The organism is Streptococcus sp. 27098_8_91 (genome assembly GCF_041432385.1).
GTDB lineage: Bacteria > Bacillota > Bacilli > Lactobacillales > Streptococcaceae > Streptococcus.
Map to the genome: position 1 here is coordinate 255,208 of NZ_JAPVZN010000002.1, position 20,450 is coordinate 275,657.

Consider the following 20,450-nt stretch of genomic DNA (forward strand, 5'->3'; position numbering starts at 1 on the left):
GCTCCTAATCAAACAGTTGTGATAAATCTAAACCACCAAAAGGATTAGAGTTAAGACTACTCTTGACGTCCAGTAAGATTTTACTTTCGTCAGACTCTAGGAATGCTTCATAAACACGCGCAGTCATACGAGCATCCTCTAAACTGTTATGAGATTGTCCCTTAAATCCTAGAAAACTTGCAACAGTTTGTAACTTGAGATTGGCAATACCATGAAGATCAGAACTGCGTCGCTCAAATGCTTCATCATAGAGATCCACTAGATATTGGCTACTATAATCCAAACCATGCTCCAACAAAATCGGTAAATCACTCTTGGCTGCATTATAACCAACAAGGGGTAACTCACCCACAAAGTCTTGAAAATTCTTAAGAACTTCCTCCACCATCGGTGCATCTTTCAAGGTTTCAGACGTGATACCCGTTAAACCATTAATAAAACTTTTCAAAGGCACATCGGTATGAACATATGAGTCAAATGCTCCTACTTCTTCACCATCTTTAAAACGGACCGCAGATACCTGAATCAAGTGAGTTTTATCTTGGTGTTTATTAAATTCCAAATCAAATGAAATATAATCTCTTAATTTTTCCATCTTATCCATTCCTTATTGTATTTGAAAAAGAAACTACTTGGTTATACCTAGAAACCAAGCAGTTTTTTCTTATCCTCCAAATAAGCGAGCAAAGAAGCCTTTCTTCGTTGCTTGTACTTCTTGCTTAGCCTGATCCAACTCCAACTGAAGGTTTTCTTGGTCCTTCATGGCTTGTAGGGTTAACTGTTGTTGTTGATCCAATTGCTTATCTTTTTCTGCGATTTGACGGTCTTTGACACGCATCTGTTCATCTTTTTCAGCTAACTGTTTGTCTTTAGCTTTTAACTGCTCATAAAGACGGATGATCTCAGCGTTCTTTTCATCAACAAGAATCTCCATTAACTCACGTTGCTTCACATCATCACTAACAGGTTCATCTTCAAAAATGGTTTTTTTGTAGATTTCTTCAAGCTTAATCAAGCCACTGCGAGTTACCACAGTGACTCCTTTATCATTTTTAGTCGTATCTTCTTCAGGTAATTCCTTGACACGGTTATTGATTGCTTGGCGGGACAAGCCCAAGACCTCAGCAATCTCACTAACAGTCATCTCAATACTCATAATATCCTCTGAAAGTTTTCTAGCTTTTCTTTATTTAAATATTATCATAAGCAAGCAAAACTGTCAAATATCACCGTGTTTTCAACCCTTTTTCAAAACAATTTTTCTTCTAAACTAGACTGTCTATCAGCTTTTTTAAACTAAACATCAGTTTGCAATTTTTCCACCAGCTCTAATCAATAGAAAACCTTTCTTGGTTTATAAAGATGATCTCGTTTCTCTAAAATGGCTAATAATTTATCACCTTCAAAGCCAGCCAATTCCTTCTCAGTTTGCTCCAATGCAATAAAACGACCAAAACGCACTTCTTCTGCTTGTTCTGGAGTCAAATAAACCTTAACTAACTCACCTGTTCCAATCTCAATCGGATGTAGAAAATCTAGTTGTCCAGCCTCAACTTTTTCGGAAATTTCTTCCAAGGTCAAAGCATCATCTAACTGCAAGCCCGCAGCGCTTGTTCGTGTTAAATGAGACATATGAGCTGCATAGCCAAGTTTTTCTCCCAAGTCAACTGACAAGGTACGGATATAAGTCCCCTTGCTGCATTTTACACGAAAAGTAAATCTCGCAAGTTTATCCTCATAAGAAATCGGGCTGGTTCTTTCGAACTTATAAATCGTCACCTGACGTTCTGGACGCTCCACTTCCCGACTAGCACGCGCATATTCATAGAGTTTGCGACCATTGACCTTGACAGCAGAGTACATAGGTGGAATCTGAGTGATAGGACCTGTCAAACTGGCAATCGCTTGATCAACAATCTTTTCATCTAAGGGAGACAATACTGGTGTCTCAGCAACCAGCTCACCACTAGCATCCTCGGTTGTTGTTGAATAGCCTAGGGTGATTTCACCTTCATAGACTTTACCCTCGTCCTGCATAAACTCGACCATGCGGGTTGCCTTACCGACGGCAATCGGCAAAACACCGACAACATCAGGGTCTAAAGTCCCCCCATGACCAATCTTCTTAGTTCCTAAAATCCTACGCAGCTTGAAAACTGCATCATGCGAGGTCATCCCCGCCTCTTTTTTTAAGTTGATAATACCGTTCATTGTTTAACTTTCTAAAAATACTAAAACTCTTTTTTGGAAATCCTTATTCTGTTCATAGAGTGCATGTCCACACCTTGGTAAAATAATCAGTTGGCTACCTCTGATATGATGATGCAATCCAAACGAACCATCTACGCCAAGAACATCATCTTTTTCTGCTCCAATGATTAACGTAGGGCAGTTGATTTTTTCCAAAAAATCTAGACTATCATGTTTCAAACAAGATACAGACTGAATATCAATACGTTGTTTATCTTTAATATGACCAAAAATTCCCATTATTCGATAAAGGTATTTAAATTTTCCGAAGGATTTAGTCGTGTAAGAATGACGAGCGATATCAATCATCAGATCTTTATAAGTTCCTGTTTGACTCAGGTTCAGCCAACAACTAATTCTATCCCTACCTAGATTACTTAGTTTTGCAGTTGTAAGAGCCAAAACTAACTTTTCAACCTTTTCTGGAAAGTTTACAGCTAGCCATTGGGCAATCATCCCACCTTGTGAAATCCCCATAACATAGGCACTGGTAATATTTAACACCTCCATTGCTTCTGCAACATCTGATGCCATATCCCGTGTCGTATAACCCCGCCTCAACTCATTGATTCGAGAAAAAACATAAATTTTGTAACGTTCGGCAAGTATACGGTATGTGATTGAAAAAGGCATAGCCATACCTTTAACGGTCTGAAGCCCATCCCCCAACCCAGGTATGATAACGAGAGACTTCTTTCCTTTACCAAAGGTCACATAGTCCATGCTCTTTTCGCTAAAATATAAGGTTTTCCCTTTTGTTGAAGACATTACTTCGTTCCCTCTACTATTTTTTCATGATTTATTCATGTTGAGTTTTTAAATGCAAGGCAAATCCGGCAGTCACTTTTTCAAATCCAACTGCCTGATAAAACTGATGTGCAGCATTTCGTTCAGCGGTTAATCCACTATTTAGAACCAGTGCCGTAACTCCTTCTTTTACAGCTTGTTTTTTCAATTCATCGATTAGCCTACTAGCAATTCCTTGTCGTCTTGTTTCTTTTGCAACTGACAAAGCTAAAATACGATAGTAAGATCCATCTGCTTCAAAAAAGAAGAGCTTTGCATAACCTAAGAAACCTAAAATTTCTCCGTTTCTTTCAGCTAGAAGACAGCCATAATGTGGTTGAGAAAGAATCATTTCTAAACGTCGAGACAGCTTAGAAGCGGTCGTTGGATAGCCCAAGTCTTCGTATAGAGACAGTAGGGCTTCAGCATCTTTCATGGTTGCTTTTCGTATCTGCATAGGATCCTCCTATTCCCCCTTCAGCGCATCAAATTTTGCTTTCATAGTCGGATTTTTTCGTGTCAATTTTTTAACGGAAACATCATCCAATTTGTTGTTAGCAAGGCGCAGTTGGTTTTCTGATGTGGTCAGGAATTTCTTGACTTCTTCCATACGCTTAATGGCCTTGTCAATTTCATCAATGGCCTTGCCGAAGTTGACAGAAGCTGAATTATAGTTCTTTGCAAAGGCTACCTTGAAAGCATCCAAGTCTTCCTCGAAATGAGTGATATCAATATTTTGTTCACGAACAAGCGCCAATTCCTGCTTGTATTTGAGAGAATTCAGTGCAGCATTTCGTAAGAGTCCAATCAAATGGATAAAGAACTGGGGACGAATGACATACATCTTCTCATACTCGTGGCTAACATCGACAATCCCTGTATTGAAGTAGTCGTTATCAGCCTCAAGCATAGTTACCAAAACTGCATACTCACAGTTTTTCTCACGACGATCCTTATCCAATTCTTTGTAAAAATCCGAATTCTTATGCTTCTTCTCAGTACCATCAGCTTCATTTTTCATCTCAAACATGATGGAAATGAATTCTAGTCCATTTTCATCAAAATCACGGAAGATAAAATCGCCCTTAGAACCACGTGCTGAAACCTTATTGTCCTTCTCAAAGTAGGCATTTGGAAAGGCAAAGCTACGAACCTTGTTGAACTCACTCTCAGAATAATGTTCCAAACTTTCACCAATTGCCTTGGTTGATTGTTGCGACTTGAAATTCTTGTAGAATTCAACCTGCTCACTGGCTGCCTTTAGCTGGGCTTCATAATTTTGTTTTACAGAGGCTAGAGACAACTCATTTTCTTTTTCTTGTAAAAGGAGCTGGTTTTTGACCTGATCACGTTCTTTCTCTAAATCAGATAGTGTTTTTTGTAGTTGATTTTCATGCTTTAAGCGCAAGGTAGCCAATTGATTTTCGAGAGCTTGGACTTCTTTTTCCTTCTCTAGCAAGCTTTGACTTGCACTTTGCTCCACTTCTTTCTTAGCCAATTCTTTTTCTGTATTAAAGTTGTTAATTTGACTTTGAAGCTGGGCTATTTCTTGATCTTTTTGAGCCAGTTTTGCCTGTTGTTCATTTAAGGCTTTTTGTTCCACCAATGTCAACTCTTGTTTGATTCGTTCATGCAATTCCTTATCAAACTCTGCAGTGCGAACTTGAGAAAGCAGTTCTGCATATTGGCTTTCATTGACTGTAAATACTTCGCCACAATTGGGACATTTAATCTCGTTCATGTTATTCCTCTAAATTTATCTATTCTACTTTCATTATAGCATGGATAAACAAAAAGAAAAAGTTGGAATGAATCCAACTTTTAATCTACATATGTATCTTCGTTTTTATTTAAGAAGGCGTAAGGTAATCCCATGAGTAGACCACCACCGATAAAGTTACCGATGAAGGTTACACCCCAGTGACGAAGAATATTTCCAATACCGAAGTTTGCGATTGAATCAGCAGCAACACTGAATTTCACAATAGCAAATGATGCAAAGTTTGCGGCGATGTGCTCGTTTGTTAAGAATACAAACATGTAAATGGCTGAAAGAACCAACCAAAGTTTTGCTCCACCATCCTTAACTAAAACGAATGAAAGAATCGCGATATTTACAAAGACATTAGCCAAGATAGCTTCAAGCAAGACAAGTTCATTTGAACGGCCCAACTTCATTTCCACAACTCCAGAAATAAAGCTATCATGTGTTAGGTTTGCATAAGCTGCTGAATGGGCGAATCCCCAACCTGCTATAAGAGCACCGACTAAGTTGAAGAAAGTACAGTATAGAAGGATTTCAGCTGTTTTTCTCCAGCTAATCTTTTTCAAAAAGCTACCAGCTGTCAAGAACATCATATTAGATGTAACCAACTCAGCATTTAAGAAGACAATATAAGCCAATCCCCAAGCGAAAACAAATGGGAAGAGGAAACGTCCACTACCTGGAGCAATCTTATTAATCAAGTCAGCTCCAACTGCACCAGCTGCTGTACTAAATGTTAAGAATGCACCAGCAAACATTGAACGGATAGCGTACTTGAATTTACTTTGACTGTAAAGACTTTCCTTTTTCTTACAAGCAAACTCAATTTTTGAGATAAATTCTGAAGAAACCATATAAACTCCTAAAACTTTTATTTGTGAATATTATAACATAAAATCGAAATTATGGGAAGGCTTTCTTAATTCTATTTACAATATTTTTATCACTTTTAGCAATCGTTTCCATTTGCTTTGTATCAGCATCTTTAATGTTTTCAACTCTTTAATTTCAAATTCTGACTCAATATATTTAATATATATTTTTTGTTCTATATGAATTTACAAAAGAGTCTCTTTAGTTTTCAGCTAAAATCCATGCACTAATAATTTGTTTGAATTTATAGACAGAAAAATAACGTTTTTATCAAAAGCTTCTTTGGACAAAAAAATCGAGGTCTGGATTTTTAGTCCCGACCTCCTCTATTATTAATATTCATTTTATTTTCAAAAGCTTGTACTAATCAACATAAGTCTCTTCATTTTTATTAAGATAAGCGTATGGTAAACCTATCAAGAATCCTCCACCAATCAAGTTAGCAATGAAGGTAACACTCCAATGACGGAGGATATTTGGAATATCAAAGTTAGCAATTTGGTCAGAAACAATGCTGAATTTAATAATGCTAAAGGATGAAAAGTTGGCTGCAATATGCTCGTTAGATAAGAAAACAAACATAGAAATAGCTGATAAGATAATCCATAGCTTAGCACTGCTATCCTTAACTAAAATAGAAGATAAAATAGCAATATTTACGAACATATTTGCCAAAATCCCCTCCAACAATACCAAATCACTAGGTCTTGCTAACTTCTTAGCTACAATCTTTGGAAGATAACTATCGTGAGTCAAATGTGAAAATGCCGATGAATTAGCAAAGCACCAACCTGCTAACAGAGCACCAACTAAGTTGAAAAAGGCACAATAGAGCAAAATGACAAAGGCTTTTTTCCAATCAATCTTCTTCAAGAATGTTCCAGCTGTCAGATACATCATGTTTGATGTGACCAATTCAGCATTTAAAAATACAATGTAAACAAGTCCCCAAGCAAATACAAAGGGAAAAAGAAAATAGCCAGCACTTGGAACGATGCTATTGAGTAGATCAGCACCTATAGCCCCAGCGGCCGTACTAAAGGTTAAGAAAGCACCTGCAAACATCGAGCGAATGGCATATTTAAACTTGCTTTGGTCAAATAAACTTTCTTTCTTATGGCAATAATAATCAATCTTTGAAATAAATTCTGACGAACTCATATAAACTCCTTAAAACATCGTTGTTAATATTATAACATAAAATATTTTAAGTGGAAATAAATTTTTGTCCTTTACATTTGATTGTTTTTAGTGCTTGCAAAAGCTTCAATTTCTTCTGCAGTCAACCCTACCAGCTCTGAAACCCACAAGCCGACAATATCCGACAAAACAGAATCACAAATGTATTCATTCTCACCATGACCATATTTACAAGTGAATTGAGGGGTTCTTATGGCTGATTGATAAAAATTGAAGGCTAACTCTTGCAGTTTTTCTGGCTGAAATTCAAGTCCCAACTCTTGTGCAAGTTCAGCTCTCACTTTATCCCACTCTTCGCCTTTTGACTGATAGTTTTCTCGTGCATTGTCGATAAATCCTTTACAGAATTGTGCCAGCAAATGCTTGTTTTGATAGAGCAAACGACAGGAAAAGTCTGAGATAGATCCAGCATGAAGTAAGAAGGCAAGTAAGTCATTAAGGCTTTCTGCTACCCGACCAACTTGGCCTTCACTCCCTATAAAGCCGATACTCTCATCCTCAAGAATTACATATTCTCCCTCGCAAAGGCCTGACAAGCTAGAGAATATTCCTCATCGTTGTTAGAAAACTGCACCTCTCTGATTTGATCATAAAAGTAAATATCACACTCATCTAAAAGTAATCTTCTTAAATGCTGATTATTTCTGATTATTTGTAGCCTTTCCATCTTTATCCCTCTCCAATATTTGGAATTGTCAGTGAATGATAACTTTGATATGATACTTTTTCGTTTCATTTTTTAAATTTCTGACAAGCTTATCATTCTCTTTTGATTGGCCAAAGAAATAGGCCAGAGATTTTCCGCTCTTTTGTTGGATACTCAAAAAATATCTAGCTCCATTCAATTTAACACTTGGAATAAAATCGACCTCAATCTTTTTAATATTATTCAGTGGCATAATGCGCTTTCTAAAAACATAAGCATTATGGATATAAAATCTTCCCTTAGCAATATGAAACGGGGCAAAAAAGTTACCACCACTTTGGCGCACAATGACATAACGACGCCATAGAATTAGTAAAAGAAGGAAGGAAATAAAGTAAATAGCAAAAGTCAAAACCGAGCTTTTCATCATAGATTTTAGCCCAATCAAAAAATAATCTATCATAATTAAAGCTCCTTTTTACCTTATTATATCACTTTTATTGAGCAACTAGTTTTATGGACAAATCATGACCACCCGTCAAACGGGTGGTTTGTACCAGGGCTATAAGCCCAGATAACTAGCCAGCGCCTAAAGACGCTGGCTTTCACTTTGTTCAAGCCTTATTGCATTTGACTCGTCACAAGCCTCTTAAAGAGGCATATGTACTACTTGCCACTATCCCTAAAGGGAGCTTCATATTCTTTTACACTCAACTTATCTAAAGCAATATCTTTTCGCTCTTGTTCCTGAATGTATTTCTTTATTGTGGCTTCATTGAGGCCAACTGTACCCACATAATATCCCTCTACCCAAAAATGTCGATTTCCAAACTTATATTTCAGATTTGCGTGTTTATCGAACATCATTAGAGCGATTTTACCTTTTAAATATCCCATGAAACTTGAAATACTAATTCTAGGTGGAATACTTACCAACATATGAACATGATCTGGCATTGAATGGCCCTCGATAATCTCAACACCTTTATAACTACATAATCTATGGAATATTTCTCCCAAACTACTTCGATATTGATTATAGATCACTTTTCGTCTATACTTAGGGGTGAACACAATGTGATATTTACACATCCATTTTGTGTGTGATAAACTATGTGCTTTTTGAGCCATATTTTTCTCCTTTCGCTTTACAATTGGCTTGAACACCTTAATTGTATCGCGTTTGGAGTTTTTTGGTATAACCTTCGATGCGCACCCGCATAGCGGGTGGTTTTTTTGTCTCGCACCTAACGGAGCGAGACGGACTGAAAGTCACATAAGAAAACGACTGAACAAAGTTCAGACCTTTTCATGAATACTTGATGTGATTTCTTTATCTGGTCAAATCAAGACGTTTACCGATTTTTCCGATAAGAATAGCACCAACAATCAAAGAAGCGAATTCTCCGATAGCAGTTGTAAACCAAGTTAAGAAGAAAGGTGCTTCTGCTACGATGTTCAATTCAGCAGCAATGGTGATCATTGAAATCGAAAAAAGAATTGAAAAGAAGAAATGATCTTTACGAATCAATCCATTAAAAAGATAGTCTTTTTTATATTTGCTAAACAACCACACGCCTAAGCTTAGGAAGACAAGAGTTGATCCTCCACCAACCGCGACATCGATGATTCCAAAACTGAAGAAATTAGCAATCATACAGCCAAGAGTAACACCGATAATGTACTTAGGATTGTAAAAGGCAAGAAAATTCATCATTTCAGAAATACGGAACTGATAAGCACCGTAACTGATAGCATTAAGGGGTGGTGTGATTGTCAAAACCACATAAATTGCTGCGACAATGGCAATATCTGCCAAATCACGGACAGTAAGTTTTTTCATCTATTATTCTCCTTTAGCGATTAACCCGCGTATAATATGCTTGGTGAAAGAAGCTAAGCACCAAGGGTTGAACAAGTCAACCTTTCAAGTATAGCACATTTATGTGCTTTATGCTATACTATTTTTATGAAAACATCCATAAAAAATTTTTTCGACAATGAAATCCTCTCCTACTTATTTTTTGGAGTTGCAACGACACTTGTTTCGATTATTGTTCGTATCACGATTTTTTACCTTTGCCAACAAGAATTATGGGCGACTGCTCTGGGAAATATAACTGGAATTTTGTTTGCTTTTTTCACCAACGATACCATTGTTTTTAAACAGAAACGAAAAAATTGGTTCAAACGTCTGATAAAATTTACAACTGCAAGATTCATAACTTTTCTATTAGACCTCCTTCTGACCTTTATTTTTGTGACGAGTTTCCCTCACATCATCGGTCAATTTGTAGGTGATAATCTCAATACTATCAACACAATTGAGACTATTTTTGCACAAGTTACGATCATAGTCCTCAATTACATCTTCAGTAAAGTTTTTGTTTTTAAAAAACACTGAGCATATTTCTTGAATTCAACAGATGATTGAGATATAATTTAGACTGTAAAATTTCGAAAGGAAAAAGAAAATGTTAAAAGATCTTAAAGAATTTTTGCTCCGTGGTAACGTTGTAGACCTTGCTGTCGGTGTAATCATCGCTTCTGCTTTTGGTGCTATCGTGACTTCATTTGTTAATGATATCATCACTCCACTTCTATTGAACCCTGCTTTGAAAGCTGCAAAAATTGAACGTATTGCTGAACTTTCATGGAATGGTGTTGCTTACGGTAACTTCTTGAGTGCTGTTATCAACTTCCTTGTTGTTGGTACCGTTCTATTCTTTGTGATTAAAGCAATGGAAAAAGCTCAAAACCTTGCCAAAAAAGAAGAAGTTGCTGAAGAAGCACCTGCTGGTCCAACTGAGTTGGAAGTTCTTCAAGAAATCAAAGCTCTTCTTGAGAAAAAATAATCATCTAGAGGATTCGGTTCAATACTGAATCTTTTTTACTTCTCTTTTTGCTGAGTTTAGAAAAAACTTGAGTTCAGCTCTCTTTTTTGATATAATAATTAAAGTTTCCACCCTTAGTGTAATGGATATCACGTAAGATTCCGGTTCTTGAGATGGGGGTTCGATTCCCTCAGGGTGGATATTTTATAAAGAACTTACCAAAATCTGTAGATAAAGCTGTAAGGATTCAGGCTCTATAATATTTCTAGTGGATAAATTCCCTATAGATATTATGGAGTCTATTTTATTGTTGAAAAGGTTTACTTTTATCTAGGCTTCAGTCTAGTTTTTTTATAATCGGAAATGCCTCTGTAAGGACGTCTATCCCAAAATTAATTCCCTGTACTTGGTAGTGATAGATGGGGGCAGGATAAAACTTTTGAACTCGGTTTTTAAGGTGAGTGTCTATCATTTCAAGTAAAATCCCATCTGATAAATAGGGAAATTCTGGTCCGCTGAGTAAATCTTCTTCTAGTAAATTCAGGTCCCACCCCTCATCAATAGATCTGCAAAAAAGAATCTTACCAAAATCAATACAGTATTTGAGCTTTTGATTCTTTAAGCCCTCAAGAAAAATTTGCAGGTGATTTTCTTGAGAAAGTTGACACTGTAATTCATACCAATTATACTTGATTTCCTCACCAATATGAACCCACTTCATCCTTGAACGACCTCTTCTATCCTTATATCACTCTCTTGATTTTTATAGAGAATTAAGTCAAAAACTAGATTCTTAGCATAAATACGAAAATGAACCAAGTCTTCTTCAGTCAAAACTCCACCCGCCCTATGAATCACTTCTGTAATCAGGCTACTAGTCTCTAGCTTACAAAGATTTGACGAACTAGGAATCTTATGAAGAGCATCAAATAAGTCTCTATCTGTGATTTGGTAAAAATGACAGAAGGGAAATTTCAATCGAATCAGATGTTTCTTTCCCTTCAAAGTCATCGTAGAAATCTCGTAATGACTATTTTCACTAAAAGCTGCACTAGCTTCATATTCATCCTCTGGTACAGATTTCCACTCTAGCATTAAATCTCTCCCTCCACTATTTTCTCATCACACACACTTTCTCTCTATAAAAATCTAAAATAGTTTAAAAAACGCACAGCTACTTGTTATTGATTCACCATTAAATCCATCCTTTTTCCTTAAATTCAGCAATACGAGCTAAATCCTCATCTGAAGGTTTATTGGAAACAATTTCTTTTGTAATAACCGAATACTCTTTGTTCCATTTTTTAAGAATTGCAATAATAGAATCTGAAATCCTGATATCTCTTTTCGAAATTGACTCTAAATTCCACTCTTGAATTTCAGAAAGTCCCATAAATTTTGTGATTTCGATCTTAGAAGCTGCATATTCTTTTTTCTTTTTAGCAAAGTAACCATTTCCTGCTATAATATTTAACTTCTTTTCAAATGGTAATTTATTGCCTATATGCTCGATTTTCTCTCGGATTTTATGATCTGATTCATCTATAAAGTAGTTAGTTTGCCATTTTTGAGGGAAGATATGCTCGATTTCCCATTTACTTGGTAATAATGAATCCTGATGTTTATAAGCAAGTGTTTTAAGCAACATTCTCACCACATTACGGTGAGGATTTTGGATTCCTGCTTCAAGTTGAGCTTGGTCTAGTTCTTTGAAATCAAATTTAGGAATATCTGATACAACAATTGCTGAATTTAATTTTAAAATATCACCTTTAACAGCATTGATAGTTGGAATAAGAATGTATTTTGTCATTAGTTCAGCGAGTAATTTGTTTAAGAATCTTGCAAATTTATCTTCAAAGTTTTTATCCTTACGATAACAAATATAATATATAATCACCGGATATTTCCAGAACTCATTAGGATATGAAGTAAGTGTATCTAATGTTTGTTTTATCTTTATATTTGATGACCAACTCTCATCTTCCAGCACTTCACCTTTATTAATTACTTTCCATAATTCGATCATTACGAATAAATTATCTAATAATTCAGATTGATAAAGGCGTTCAAATTTGTTACTCGAATAGTATTTTCTGACACCAGGTGTAGTACTTTTAGTATCTTTTTCCAAAGCTCTAAGATAGAACATATAGTAATAAAATAATTGTTGGATACTTTCATTAGCTGCTGTAGCTTGTTCATCAAGCTCTTTCCAGCGTTCAATAAATGTTTCCTTATCTTTTCCCTCAAGATGGTTATAAATCTTAGCTTTAAATATATCAGCATCAGATAGCGGTAAACCTCTGTCATTTAGAGTAGAGAAAATAGTCAATGCTGTATCTTGGGTATCAGCAGTTATTGGTAAAAGAATAGCTTGATTTAATAGGGAATAAATGAACTGATAAATCATTAAGGGATTCTCACTTGAATGTTTATCAAGTAACTCCTGAAAATGAATATAATTTCTAGAATAATTATCTTTAGAATCTTTATTTGCTCTTCCAGTTTCGAGAATTTTACGAAGAATTTCATTACCTTCATTATTAACAACACGTGATGTTAGAAGAGTAGTCTTATAATCAACTGTTCCAGTCAGTTTATTAGTGCGCCAGATTGAGGGTTCAATCTTACCAATAAAATTGTTCGCTTCTGGAGTTCGTTCTGATAATGGAGAATTAAATAGCTTTGTGTAAATCGCTCTTAACAATAAAAACAGAGAGGTAATACGTTGCTGACCATCAATAATTTCCTGTTCACCATTATCATTTTCATACGAAACGATACTTCCAAGAAAATACGAACCTTCGCGTTCAGTACCACCATTACTGACGGTAAATTCCCATAAATCTTCAAACAGTGTTTCAACCTGTTCATCCGTCCAAGCATAAGGACGCTGATATTCTGGAATAACAAATGGTTTTGTTCTTCCACTACCAAGTAGTGCTTCAACACTCTGCTTATTAACTTCTATTGTAGTTGGCATCTTAAACCTCCATATTATATTTGCTAAAATACTACATTTTTTATTGATTATTTTGAAAACTATATCAAATCGCTTTAACTAGCAATCCTACACATTCAAAACGAACTTTTAGTAACTATTGCATATCTTCCATGGCTTCTTTCACATATCCTTCTACATCTTCAATCTCTAAAAACGAAGGATCAAGGTGACACAAAAAGTGCCAATCTTCGGCGCCTTTTTTTCTATAGACAATCGCTTCCCCGTCTTCACTTCCGAAAAAGTTTCTGTCGACTTCATACCCGTTGCGCTCTAAAAAGTCCTTTGCCTGATGATACTTGACTTCTCGTGCTTCGATATAAGCTTTGACTTCATCGTTGTTAACGATATAGGCATCGATTTTTGAATCCCCTTCGATTACTTGATTGTTTTTAACGGAAAGATTCGAAATTTCTTTCCAAATAATCTCGACATTTTCTTCAGGTTCAAATGAAAATCTAGATAAAGGGACAATATTTCCATTGAACACAATTTCCATATAATCTGGCAAGTGTTTTGGGTTCACATACTCCACTTGAAACCCATCTTCTGTTTCTAAAGTATATCCAGGAATTTGAGCTACAAAGGCTTTTCCATCTTCTAAAGAGTCAAACACGACTAAATCTTTTGAATAATGATTTTGATACAATTCCAATATAAGCATTGATAATCTCTCCCATTTTCTCTACCAATATTGTATCACTTTATTGAATTGTACTACAAATAATAAAAAGCTATTCTCTATCAACTCCTAAATACCTTTTCCAAACATAGGTAGTTACAAAAAAATCTGAGTGCCCCAATATTAGCTACACCCAGAACTTCTGTAATATCAACGATATTGATCGTAAGCTATTTATCGCCAACCTAGTTACCCTACTTAAATTTTTAAGTAGGATGGTCTTTATAAAAATAATTAGAAAAACAATTTAATGATTATTTTCAATATAACCCTATGCAAGACCAATCCATCCATATCCTTGTACTGCCATATCAACAAAATGGTTAATGAGTAATGATACCTTAGAATCAAAGGCTGCTTTGTCATAACTCTCAGGAAGATCCTGATTTAATGATAATTCAACTTCATATTTAAGTTTGGCACGCGGCTGTTCATCTTTGTACCAATCTACCACAAGAAGATTACTACGATTATCCATCAATTTCTTAAACAGATTTTTTGCAGACAGTTTTACTTTTTGCTCCTCAACCTGTGTCAATTTCTTTCCAGCAATCAACAAATCGTAAATTTCCAGTTCTTCTTCCGTAAGACCTTCCATATTTGCACGATTGTCCTCTTGACGCATCTCTTCAAGAAGTTTAACAAGCTGTTCGTAATAATCTTCATTTTCAGTACCGCCTGCATTATAGGAATCAATAATGCGTTTGAATCGTTCGGAGAATTTCGTTCTAGTGCAATTTCTATTAAGCATTTGTTCTAGTGCTTGCTCTATATATTCCTTCAAATCATCAATTTCAATAGCTTTATACTCAGCCAATTTTATTTCTTGTCTTAGCTGTTCAATATCTACTTTAGATAAATCTATGGCCTTTGTCCCTTTAATCATGTACTGAGCTTCTTTCCCCCGAACATAATTAGCGAAATCCGGACTTGCAATTACACTACCGTCCAGAATTTGATTCATTTTCTGTCTGGCACGAGCTACTTTTTCGTCATCAATAGTATGATAAAACAATCCATGTAAATAAACGAGTGGTGCAAATTTATCATTAGTCCAATTTCTTTCAAAGATTTCTGGTTTTGATGCTTCGTAGAGATTCGTTAAGGTGTTCAGTATAACCTTGAATTTCTCTTTAGCATCATCTTTAGCAATAATAGCGTCATAAGCTCTTCTTAAAGCATCCAGTTTATCCAGAGTATTGGAATCTGCAATGATTTTCTCTAATGAAACACCTAAAGAAAGCAAGAAAGAATCTGCCTCATGAATTGTACCATCAATGTATCCGATTAGCTGTTCTATATCTTTTGCAGGAAATTCTGTTCCGTCATTACCCGTGGCATATTCTGTTAATGCTTTCTTCATATATTTAAAAACATTCACATAATCAACAATAATTCCAGCAGGTTTTCCAGGATAAACTCTGTTGGCACGAGCTATGGCTTGCATCAACGTGTGTCCCTTCATCGGCTTGTCAAGATAGAGCGTAGAAAGGTTTTTCACATCAAATCCTGTTAGCCACATAGCACACACAAATACTAATTGCAAAGGATCATCTGGACTCTTGAACCTATCCTCGATATCTCTACCATCAGATGTGATTTCTTTCATCTTTGCACGATGCTCCGATATTCTCAACCCTTGTTTAGCAAACTTAGCTTCTTCATCATTCTCTTCAGAAATAACCACTGCCATTTCCACCTTATTCATATAAGCAAGAATATTTGTGAGCTGATCACGTTCTTCCTTTGTAGTGGCAGAATTTCGCTGTTTCGTAATATTTTGTTTTTCAATAGCCCAGTAATGCTGAACCTTGTCATACATCTTGACAGCTGTATATTTGTCAACTGACACAACCATTCCCTTCCCAAGAAATCCTCGTCTTGGGAAGTGGTATGCAATATCCTGCGCAACCTTATCCAGTCTGTCATCACGCTTAATAACTTCTAAAATACGAGAGGATGCATTTTCTAACAGACGGATTTCGTCGTCGTTAAGATTTTCTTCTTCGATAATATCTACAACATCATCATCAAGGAAATTATTTTCAAGACCTACTTCCGGAACTCGTCTGGAATAGAACAATGGTACAGTAGAACCATCTTCGACAGATTGTGCAAAGTTATACTCTGACACATACTCACCGAACCATTGATTAGTAAGACGCTTAGCCCCGAGAAGTGGTGTTCCTGTAAACGCAACAAAATTAGCATTAGGAAGTGCTGTTCTCATGTTTTCTGCTAAATCTTTGTACTGTGTTCTATGTGCCTCATCAACTAGAACAATGATATCATCACGTGTAGAAAGAACAGGATACTTCTTCGTCTTATCGTATCTAAACTTATGAATTAGTGTGAAGATAAATGCTTTGTTAGTAGTTAAAAATTCTCGCAGCTGCTTGCTGTTTTTTGGTTGACACTCTTCTTTAGAACCAATAACTTCTGTGCGTACAAAATTCTTATGAATCTGCGTATCCAAATCTTCACGGTCTGTGATAATAAGGAATGAAAAATTACCAGCCACTTTGCGTTTAACCTTACGGGCAAACATAACCATAGAGTAGGACTTACCCGAACCTTGTGTATGCCAGAAGACACCCAGTTTACCATTTAATTCTTTTCTGTTTTTTACTGATTCCATCAGATTATTTACGCCTAAATACTGATGGTTTTTAGCGATAATTTTTATTTGTTGATTCTCAAAGAGAATAAAATTTTCGATATAATCAATCAATTTATCCTTGTTTAATAAACCATCAACAAAATATCTTACAGAACTATCTTTTACATTTTCAGCTGAGTGAATAGCTTCTCGATCCAGTACTTCTTTTTCACTATCAACTTTAAGCCATTCAAAAAAGTAGTCATAGGTCGCATTGAAGGCACCAAGCTTTGTTTCTAATCCATTTGAGAGAACACAAATTTGATTGAATGCAAATAGATTTGGAATATCTCGTAAATAATCCTTTAAATTATTATTATAGGCTTCTTCAATTTTAACAATGCTATTCTTCAGTTCAATGAACACAAGAGGCATTCCATTGATGAAGATAAGGATATCCGGTCTGCGATAATAGGCCTTTCCTTGAATCCACATCTGAGAAACTGCTGTAAAAGTATTGTTCTCCGGATGCTCAAAATCAATTAGCTTTACAAAATCAAAGTCTTCTTTGTCGTCTTTGCGAACTGTGATTTTTATATTATTGCGGATTTGCCTGTATATTTTATAGTTAGTATCAACAATATCTGTACCTGTGTAATCCTGCCTTAAGTTTTTTACTATTTCCTTGATTTTATCTTCAGAGATAGTAGGATTAATGCGTTTCAAAGAAGACAGCATAACATCAGGAAGAACACATTCTTTCTTAGAAGCTCTTCCTGTACCATCATTCAAATCATCTTGCTTACTCAAATCAGCATCACAAATGAGGATATCATAGTTAAATGGTTCCGTTTTTAATTTTGCAAGTATAGCCTGTTCTATATCATCTTCAGATATAAAATTACGCATAGGAACACCTCCTTACACTTCAATTTTTCCGCTCATTAAGCGTGGCAAAAGCATATCTCTCTGCTTAGTCAAATTCTCATTAATATCATGCAATTTAACTATCTCAGATCGTATAGGTTTGATTCGGCCTGAATATAAATCTAATACATTCTCGCTTGGAACTAAAATTTTGAACCTTCTCATAAAATTCAAGCCCACAAATTGTTGCGATGCTCCATTGGTTTGTGTTGCAAATATCGCTTGAATTGAATCAGAATTCAGCCACGAATATAAATAATTTGAAACCTTTATATTACCAGGTTTGAAAATAATGACATTTTTTACACTGAATTCTCTATCATAATTTACAAGACATGTAGTACCGACAGTTCCAATATTACTGAAAAGAATATCCCCTGTCTGCAAACCACTTCTTTTGGAGATGGATTCATGATCTTGATAACTAATATTATATGGTTCATTAAAATCGATGAATCCGTTCTTGATACATTTTCCTGTTACCAATGGAACACCACCATCGTTTATAGGTTTTGGGCTATCATGAGTTCCGTCAGTAACATAGCAGAAGTCACTCATTCTTAATATCTGCCAATCCGAAGGAATACCATCTACAAATTTTGTATTTTCATATCCCGGAAAGCGAAATCTCACAAACCATTCTTTATATAGATTCTCTGCCATTTGCTCCAACAACTTGATCCGCTTGTTGTTGTTTTCGATGAGGTTGTCGTAAGTTGTCAATATCGATGAAATCTTCTTTTGAATAACAAGTCTTGGTAGTAAAGCTTTGTGTTTTGATAAATTATTTATTGTGATTTGTGATTGAGCCGCCCCCGTATCCAAGTATCTCAAATTATTGCAAACAAATTGATAATATAAGTAACGCATATCTGCAACACTTTCATCAAGATCAACAATGATAGATAGATTCGTGATATAAGATTTTGGCGGTGAAATTTTTACATCCCCTGTACCTCCAACTCCTCTTGCTACCACAATTAAAGTCGGATTTTCAACCATGTATTCACTATAATATCCTGTTATTCTATATCCGCTGAAAACAGGATATCCATCGTCAAGAAACTTATCTTTATCAGGCATCTTTCCATAGCGAAATTTTGCTATATTCCCCAATTTCACATATTTCATATCACTCACCCAACAATTCTTTCAGATTATTTGCGATGAGCTCTTCAAGTTTCTTTGCCTCAGCACTTAATGAAGTGAACTCGGCATTCAAGGATAACATTTCTTCCTTAAACTCTTCCTCGGTTAATCCATCATCTTCTATCACTACACCTACATAACGACCTGCATTGAGGGAGTAGTCCTGTTCAATGATTCCGTCTTCACCATTCATAGGTGCAACTTTACAAAGGCCGATAACATCAGCATATACACCATCTGGGAATCTTTCCGTTAACCAATCAATCTGTGATTGCCAGTAATCTTTAGTTAGGACTTCTTTATCATCAGAAGATTCTGGAGCATTTGCAAGTTCTGTTTTATATTCATCAAGCAAGTCAACAAGAGCTTGTGTATCACCTTGATATAGTTTTGTTATTATGCCAAGGTTCTTAATCTGCTCATCTGAGAACTTTCTATGAGCACGGTCAATCTGAGTAAATATATTTCTGGCATCGATAAATAAGATTTCATTTTTCTTATCAGTGTTTGGCTTCTGTTTATCGAAGAACCAAAGAGTTGCCGGAAGTGTAACAGATGAGAACATATTTGAAGGAAGAGTCACCATTTGTGAAATAATACCTTCTTCAATCATTCTCTTTCTGATTTCATATTCTGAACCAGAAGCATCCGAAGCGGAATTAGCCATAACAAGAGCTGCCTTACCATGCTCATTTAACGCAGTGGCAAAGTAGCCAATCCACAAGTAGTTAGCGTTTGGTACTGTTTCTTTTTTATCTGATTTTTTCTTTGTCGATTTTGTCTTATTTCTTGGTACGCCATACGTATTGAAACGGATATCGTCAGAAACTTTCTCAACCACAACCTCATCAACATTAAAGGGTGGATTTGCCATTACATAGTCAAACTGTCCAAATGCATTATATGGATCAGAATAAAATGAGTTAGCTTGTGTAATATCTCCACGAATATTATTCAGAAGAAGGTTCATCTTTGCCAGTTTAACGGTGTCTGGTTCCTTTTCCACACCATAGCAACGGAATTTCATCTGTTCACTCTCGCTGGCATTGTGATTATGCATGTACCTTGCTGCCTGAACAAACATCCCTCCTGAACCACATGCTGGATCTAGGAACTTCTTTTCACCGGGCTGAGGATCTAATACTTCAACCATATATCTTACAACAGTTGCAGGAGTGTAGAATGTTCCTCCATCCTTACCTTCCGCAAGTGCGAATTTTCCTAAAAAGTATTCATAAATTTCACCAAAGATATCAATAGTGCTATTTTCAGGAATATCCTTGAAAATACGCACGATGTTAGAGAGAAGCTCTGGTTCCTCATCCGGAACAAGCTGTGCGTATACTTCTTTAGGAAGAACTCCTTCCATTCTAGGGTTTTCATCTTCAATAGCTTCCATAGCTTCCTTTACGATGATAGCTTTGTTTGCATCGTCCGGTGCGTCATTGATAAAGTCATAATAAGCACATCCTGGAAGATAGAATCCGCATTTTTCTATTGAGATTTCTTTCATGGATTTTTCCATACGTCCACCTTTAAGACGATTATACTCTTCCTCAATATCTTCCTTATGTTGTTTATATAAAATATCTGCATATCTAAGGAAGATAAGCCCGAGAATAGGCTGACCATATTTATTCGCAGCTAAATGCGCACTTGCACGAAGAACATCGGCAGAATGCCATAGTTTATCTTTTAATTGTTTTAGTTCTGTATCTTTCATTCCCTATTTTTC

Annotated in this window: 20 protein-coding genes, 1 tRNA gene, 1 pseudogene and 1 riboswitch; of the genes and pseudogenes, 3 read left to right on the forward strand and 19 right to left on the reverse strand. The window is 35.8% G+C overall.

From position 1 onward, the window contains the following. Positions 1-4: 4 nt before the first annotated feature. From O3611_RS03135 to O3611_RS03190, 12 genes and pseudogenes are all read right to left on the reverse strand, one after another. The gene (locus tag O3611_RS03135) at positions 5-595 is read right to left on the reverse strand and encodes a 3'-5' exonuclease (protein ID WP_248034317.1); all 591 of its coding nucleotides are present in this window, start codon (positions 593-595) and stop codon (positions 5-7) included. Positions 596-664: 69 nt separating this feature from the next. Continuing rightward, entirely contained in the window at positions 665-1,156 is a 492-nt protein-coding gene (gene rocS, locus O3611_RS03140; protein WP_000021254.1) for a chromosome segregation protein RocS, read from the reverse strand. A gap of 176 nt (positions 1,157-1,332) precedes the next feature. Next, on the reverse strand, positions 1,333-2,211 hold the full coding sequence (gene truB, locus O3611_RS03145; RefSeq protein ID WP_371607799.1) for a tRNA pseudouridine(55) synthase TruB: 879 nt from the start codon (positions 2,209-2,211) through the stop codon (positions 1,333-1,335). A 3-nt stretch (positions 2,212-2,214) separates the two neighbouring features. Continuing rightward, entirely contained in the window at positions 2,215-3,018 is an 804-nt protein-coding gene (locus O3611_RS03150; RefSeq protein ID WP_371607800.1) for an alpha/beta fold hydrolase, read from the reverse strand. Positions 3,019-3,049: 31 nt separating this feature from the next. Further along, complete coding sequence (locus O3611_RS03155; RefSeq protein ID WP_371607801.1) at positions 3,050-3,493, reverse strand: N-acetyltransferase family protein; 444 nt, start codon at positions 3,491-3,493, stop codon at positions 3,050-3,052. Between the two features lie 9 nt (positions 3,494-3,502). After that, on the reverse strand, positions 3,503-4,777 hold the full coding sequence (locus tag O3611_RS03160; RefSeq protein ID WP_371607802.1) for a DUF2130 domain-containing protein: 1,275 nt from the start codon (positions 4,775-4,777) through the stop codon (positions 3,503-3,505). Between the two features lie 80 nt (positions 4,778-4,857). After that, entirely contained in the window at positions 4,858-5,655 is a 798-nt protein-coding gene (locus O3611_RS03165; protein ID WP_075226869.1) for a formate/nitrite transporter family protein, read from the reverse strand. A 382-nt stretch (positions 5,656-6,037) separates the two neighbouring features. Beyond that, complete coding sequence (locus O3611_RS03170; protein WP_371607803.1) at positions 6,038-6,835, reverse strand: formate/nitrite transporter family protein; 798 nt, start codon at positions 6,833-6,835, stop codon at positions 6,038-6,040. Positions 6,836-6,906: 71 nt separating this feature from the next. After that, positions 6,907-7,541, reverse strand: a pseudogene (locus tag O3611_RS03175) (hypothetical protein). Positions 7,542-7,569: 28 nt separating this feature from the next. Continuing rightward, positions 7,570-7,983 carry a hypothetical protein gene (locus tag O3611_RS03180; RefSeq protein WP_371607804.1) on the reverse strand — a complete coding sequence of 138 codons (414 nt, stop codon included), beginning with the start codon at positions 7,981-7,983 and terminating at the stop codon, positions 7,570-7,572. A 203-nt stretch (positions 7,984-8,186) separates the two neighbouring features. Next, complete coding sequence (gene tnpA / locus O3611_RS03185; RefSeq protein ID WP_371607805.1) at positions 8,187-8,651, reverse strand: IS200/IS605 family transposase; 465 nt, start codon at positions 8,649-8,651, stop codon at positions 8,187-8,189. Positions 8,652-8,853: 202 nt separating this feature from the next. Then, complete coding sequence (locus O3611_RS03190; RefSeq protein WP_045763277.1) at positions 8,854-9,363, reverse strand: QueT transporter family protein; 510 nt, start codon at positions 9,361-9,363, stop codon at positions 8,854-8,856. Next, positions 9,364-9,461: riboswitch (PreQ1 riboswitch) on the reverse strand. A 28-nt stretch (positions 9,462-9,489) separates the two neighbouring features. Between O3611_RS03190 and O3611_RS03195 the strand changes: the two genes are divergently transcribed. The 3 genes from O3611_RS03195 (at position 9,490) to O3611_RS03205 (ending at position 10,554) form a co-directional block, all read left to right on the forward strand. Further along, on the forward strand, positions 9,490-9,924 hold the full coding sequence (locus tag O3611_RS03195) for a GtrA family protein (RefSeq protein WP_371607806.1): 435 nt from the start codon (positions 9,490-9,492) through the stop codon (positions 9,922-9,924). A gap of 70 nt (positions 9,925-9,994) precedes the next feature. Continuing rightward, the gene (mscL, locus tag O3611_RS03200; protein ID WP_248034325.1) at positions 9,995-10,375 is read left to right on the forward strand and encodes a large conductance mechanosensitive channel protein MscL; all 381 of its coding nucleotides are present in this window, start codon (positions 9,995-9,997) and stop codon (positions 10,373-10,375) included. A 107-nt stretch (positions 10,376-10,482) separates the two neighbouring features. Then, positions 10,483-10,554: transfer RNA gene (locus tag O3611_RS03205), tRNA-Arg, on the forward strand. 137 nt (positions 10,555-10,691) lie between these two features. On the opposite strand, the gene O3611_RS03210 is transcribed toward O3611_RS03205, so the two are convergent. The 7 genes from O3611_RS03210 to O3611_RS03240 all read right to left on the reverse strand — a co-directional run bounded on the left by O3611_RS03210 (position 10,692) and on the right by O3611_RS03240 (position 20,438). After that, entirely contained in the window at positions 10,692-11,075 is a 384-nt protein-coding gene (locus O3611_RS03210; protein ID WP_371607807.1) for a hypothetical protein, read from the reverse strand. Next, positions 11,072-11,449: a hypothetical protein gene (locus O3611_RS03215; RefSeq protein ID WP_371607808.1), complete on the reverse strand. Its 378-nt coding sequence runs from the start codon at positions 11,447-11,449 to the stop codon at positions 11,072-11,074. Before O3611_RS03215 ends, O3611_RS03210 begins: the two co-directional genes overlap by 4 nt. 100 nt (positions 11,450-11,549) lie before the next feature. Then, the gene (locus tag O3611_RS03220) at positions 11,550-13,340 is read right to left on the reverse strand and encodes a DUF262 domain-containing protein (protein ID WP_153225505.1); all 1,791 of its coding nucleotides are present in this window, start codon (positions 13,338-13,340) and stop codon (positions 11,550-11,552) included. Positions 13,341-13,455: 115 nt separating this feature from the next. Beyond that, positions 13,456-14,022 (reverse strand): hypothetical protein, encoded by a 567-nt coding sequence (locus O3611_RS03225; protein WP_371607809.1) that lies wholly within the window; start codon positions 14,020-14,022, stop codon positions 13,456-13,458. Between the two features lie 289 nt (positions 14,023-14,311). Next, the gene (locus O3611_RS03230) at positions 14,312-17,548 is read right to left on the reverse strand and encodes a type I restriction endonuclease subunit R (RefSeq protein WP_371607810.1); all 3,237 of its coding nucleotides are present in this window, start codon (positions 17,546-17,548) and stop codon (positions 14,312-14,314) included. Positions 17,549-17,560: 12 nt separating this feature from the next. Continuing rightward, positions 17,561-18,697, reverse strand: a complete 1,137-nt coding sequence (locus tag O3611_RS03235) for a restriction endonuclease subunit S (RefSeq protein ID WP_371607811.1) — start codon at positions 18,695-18,697, stop codon at positions 17,561-17,563. A 1-nt stretch (position 18,698) separates the two neighbouring features. After that, the gene (locus O3611_RS03240; RefSeq protein WP_371607812.1) at positions 18,699-20,438 is read right to left on the reverse strand and encodes an N-6 DNA methylase; all 1,740 of its coding nucleotides are present in this window, start codon (positions 20,436-20,438) and stop codon (positions 18,699-18,701) included. Positions 20,439-20,450 lie beyond the last annotated feature (12 nt).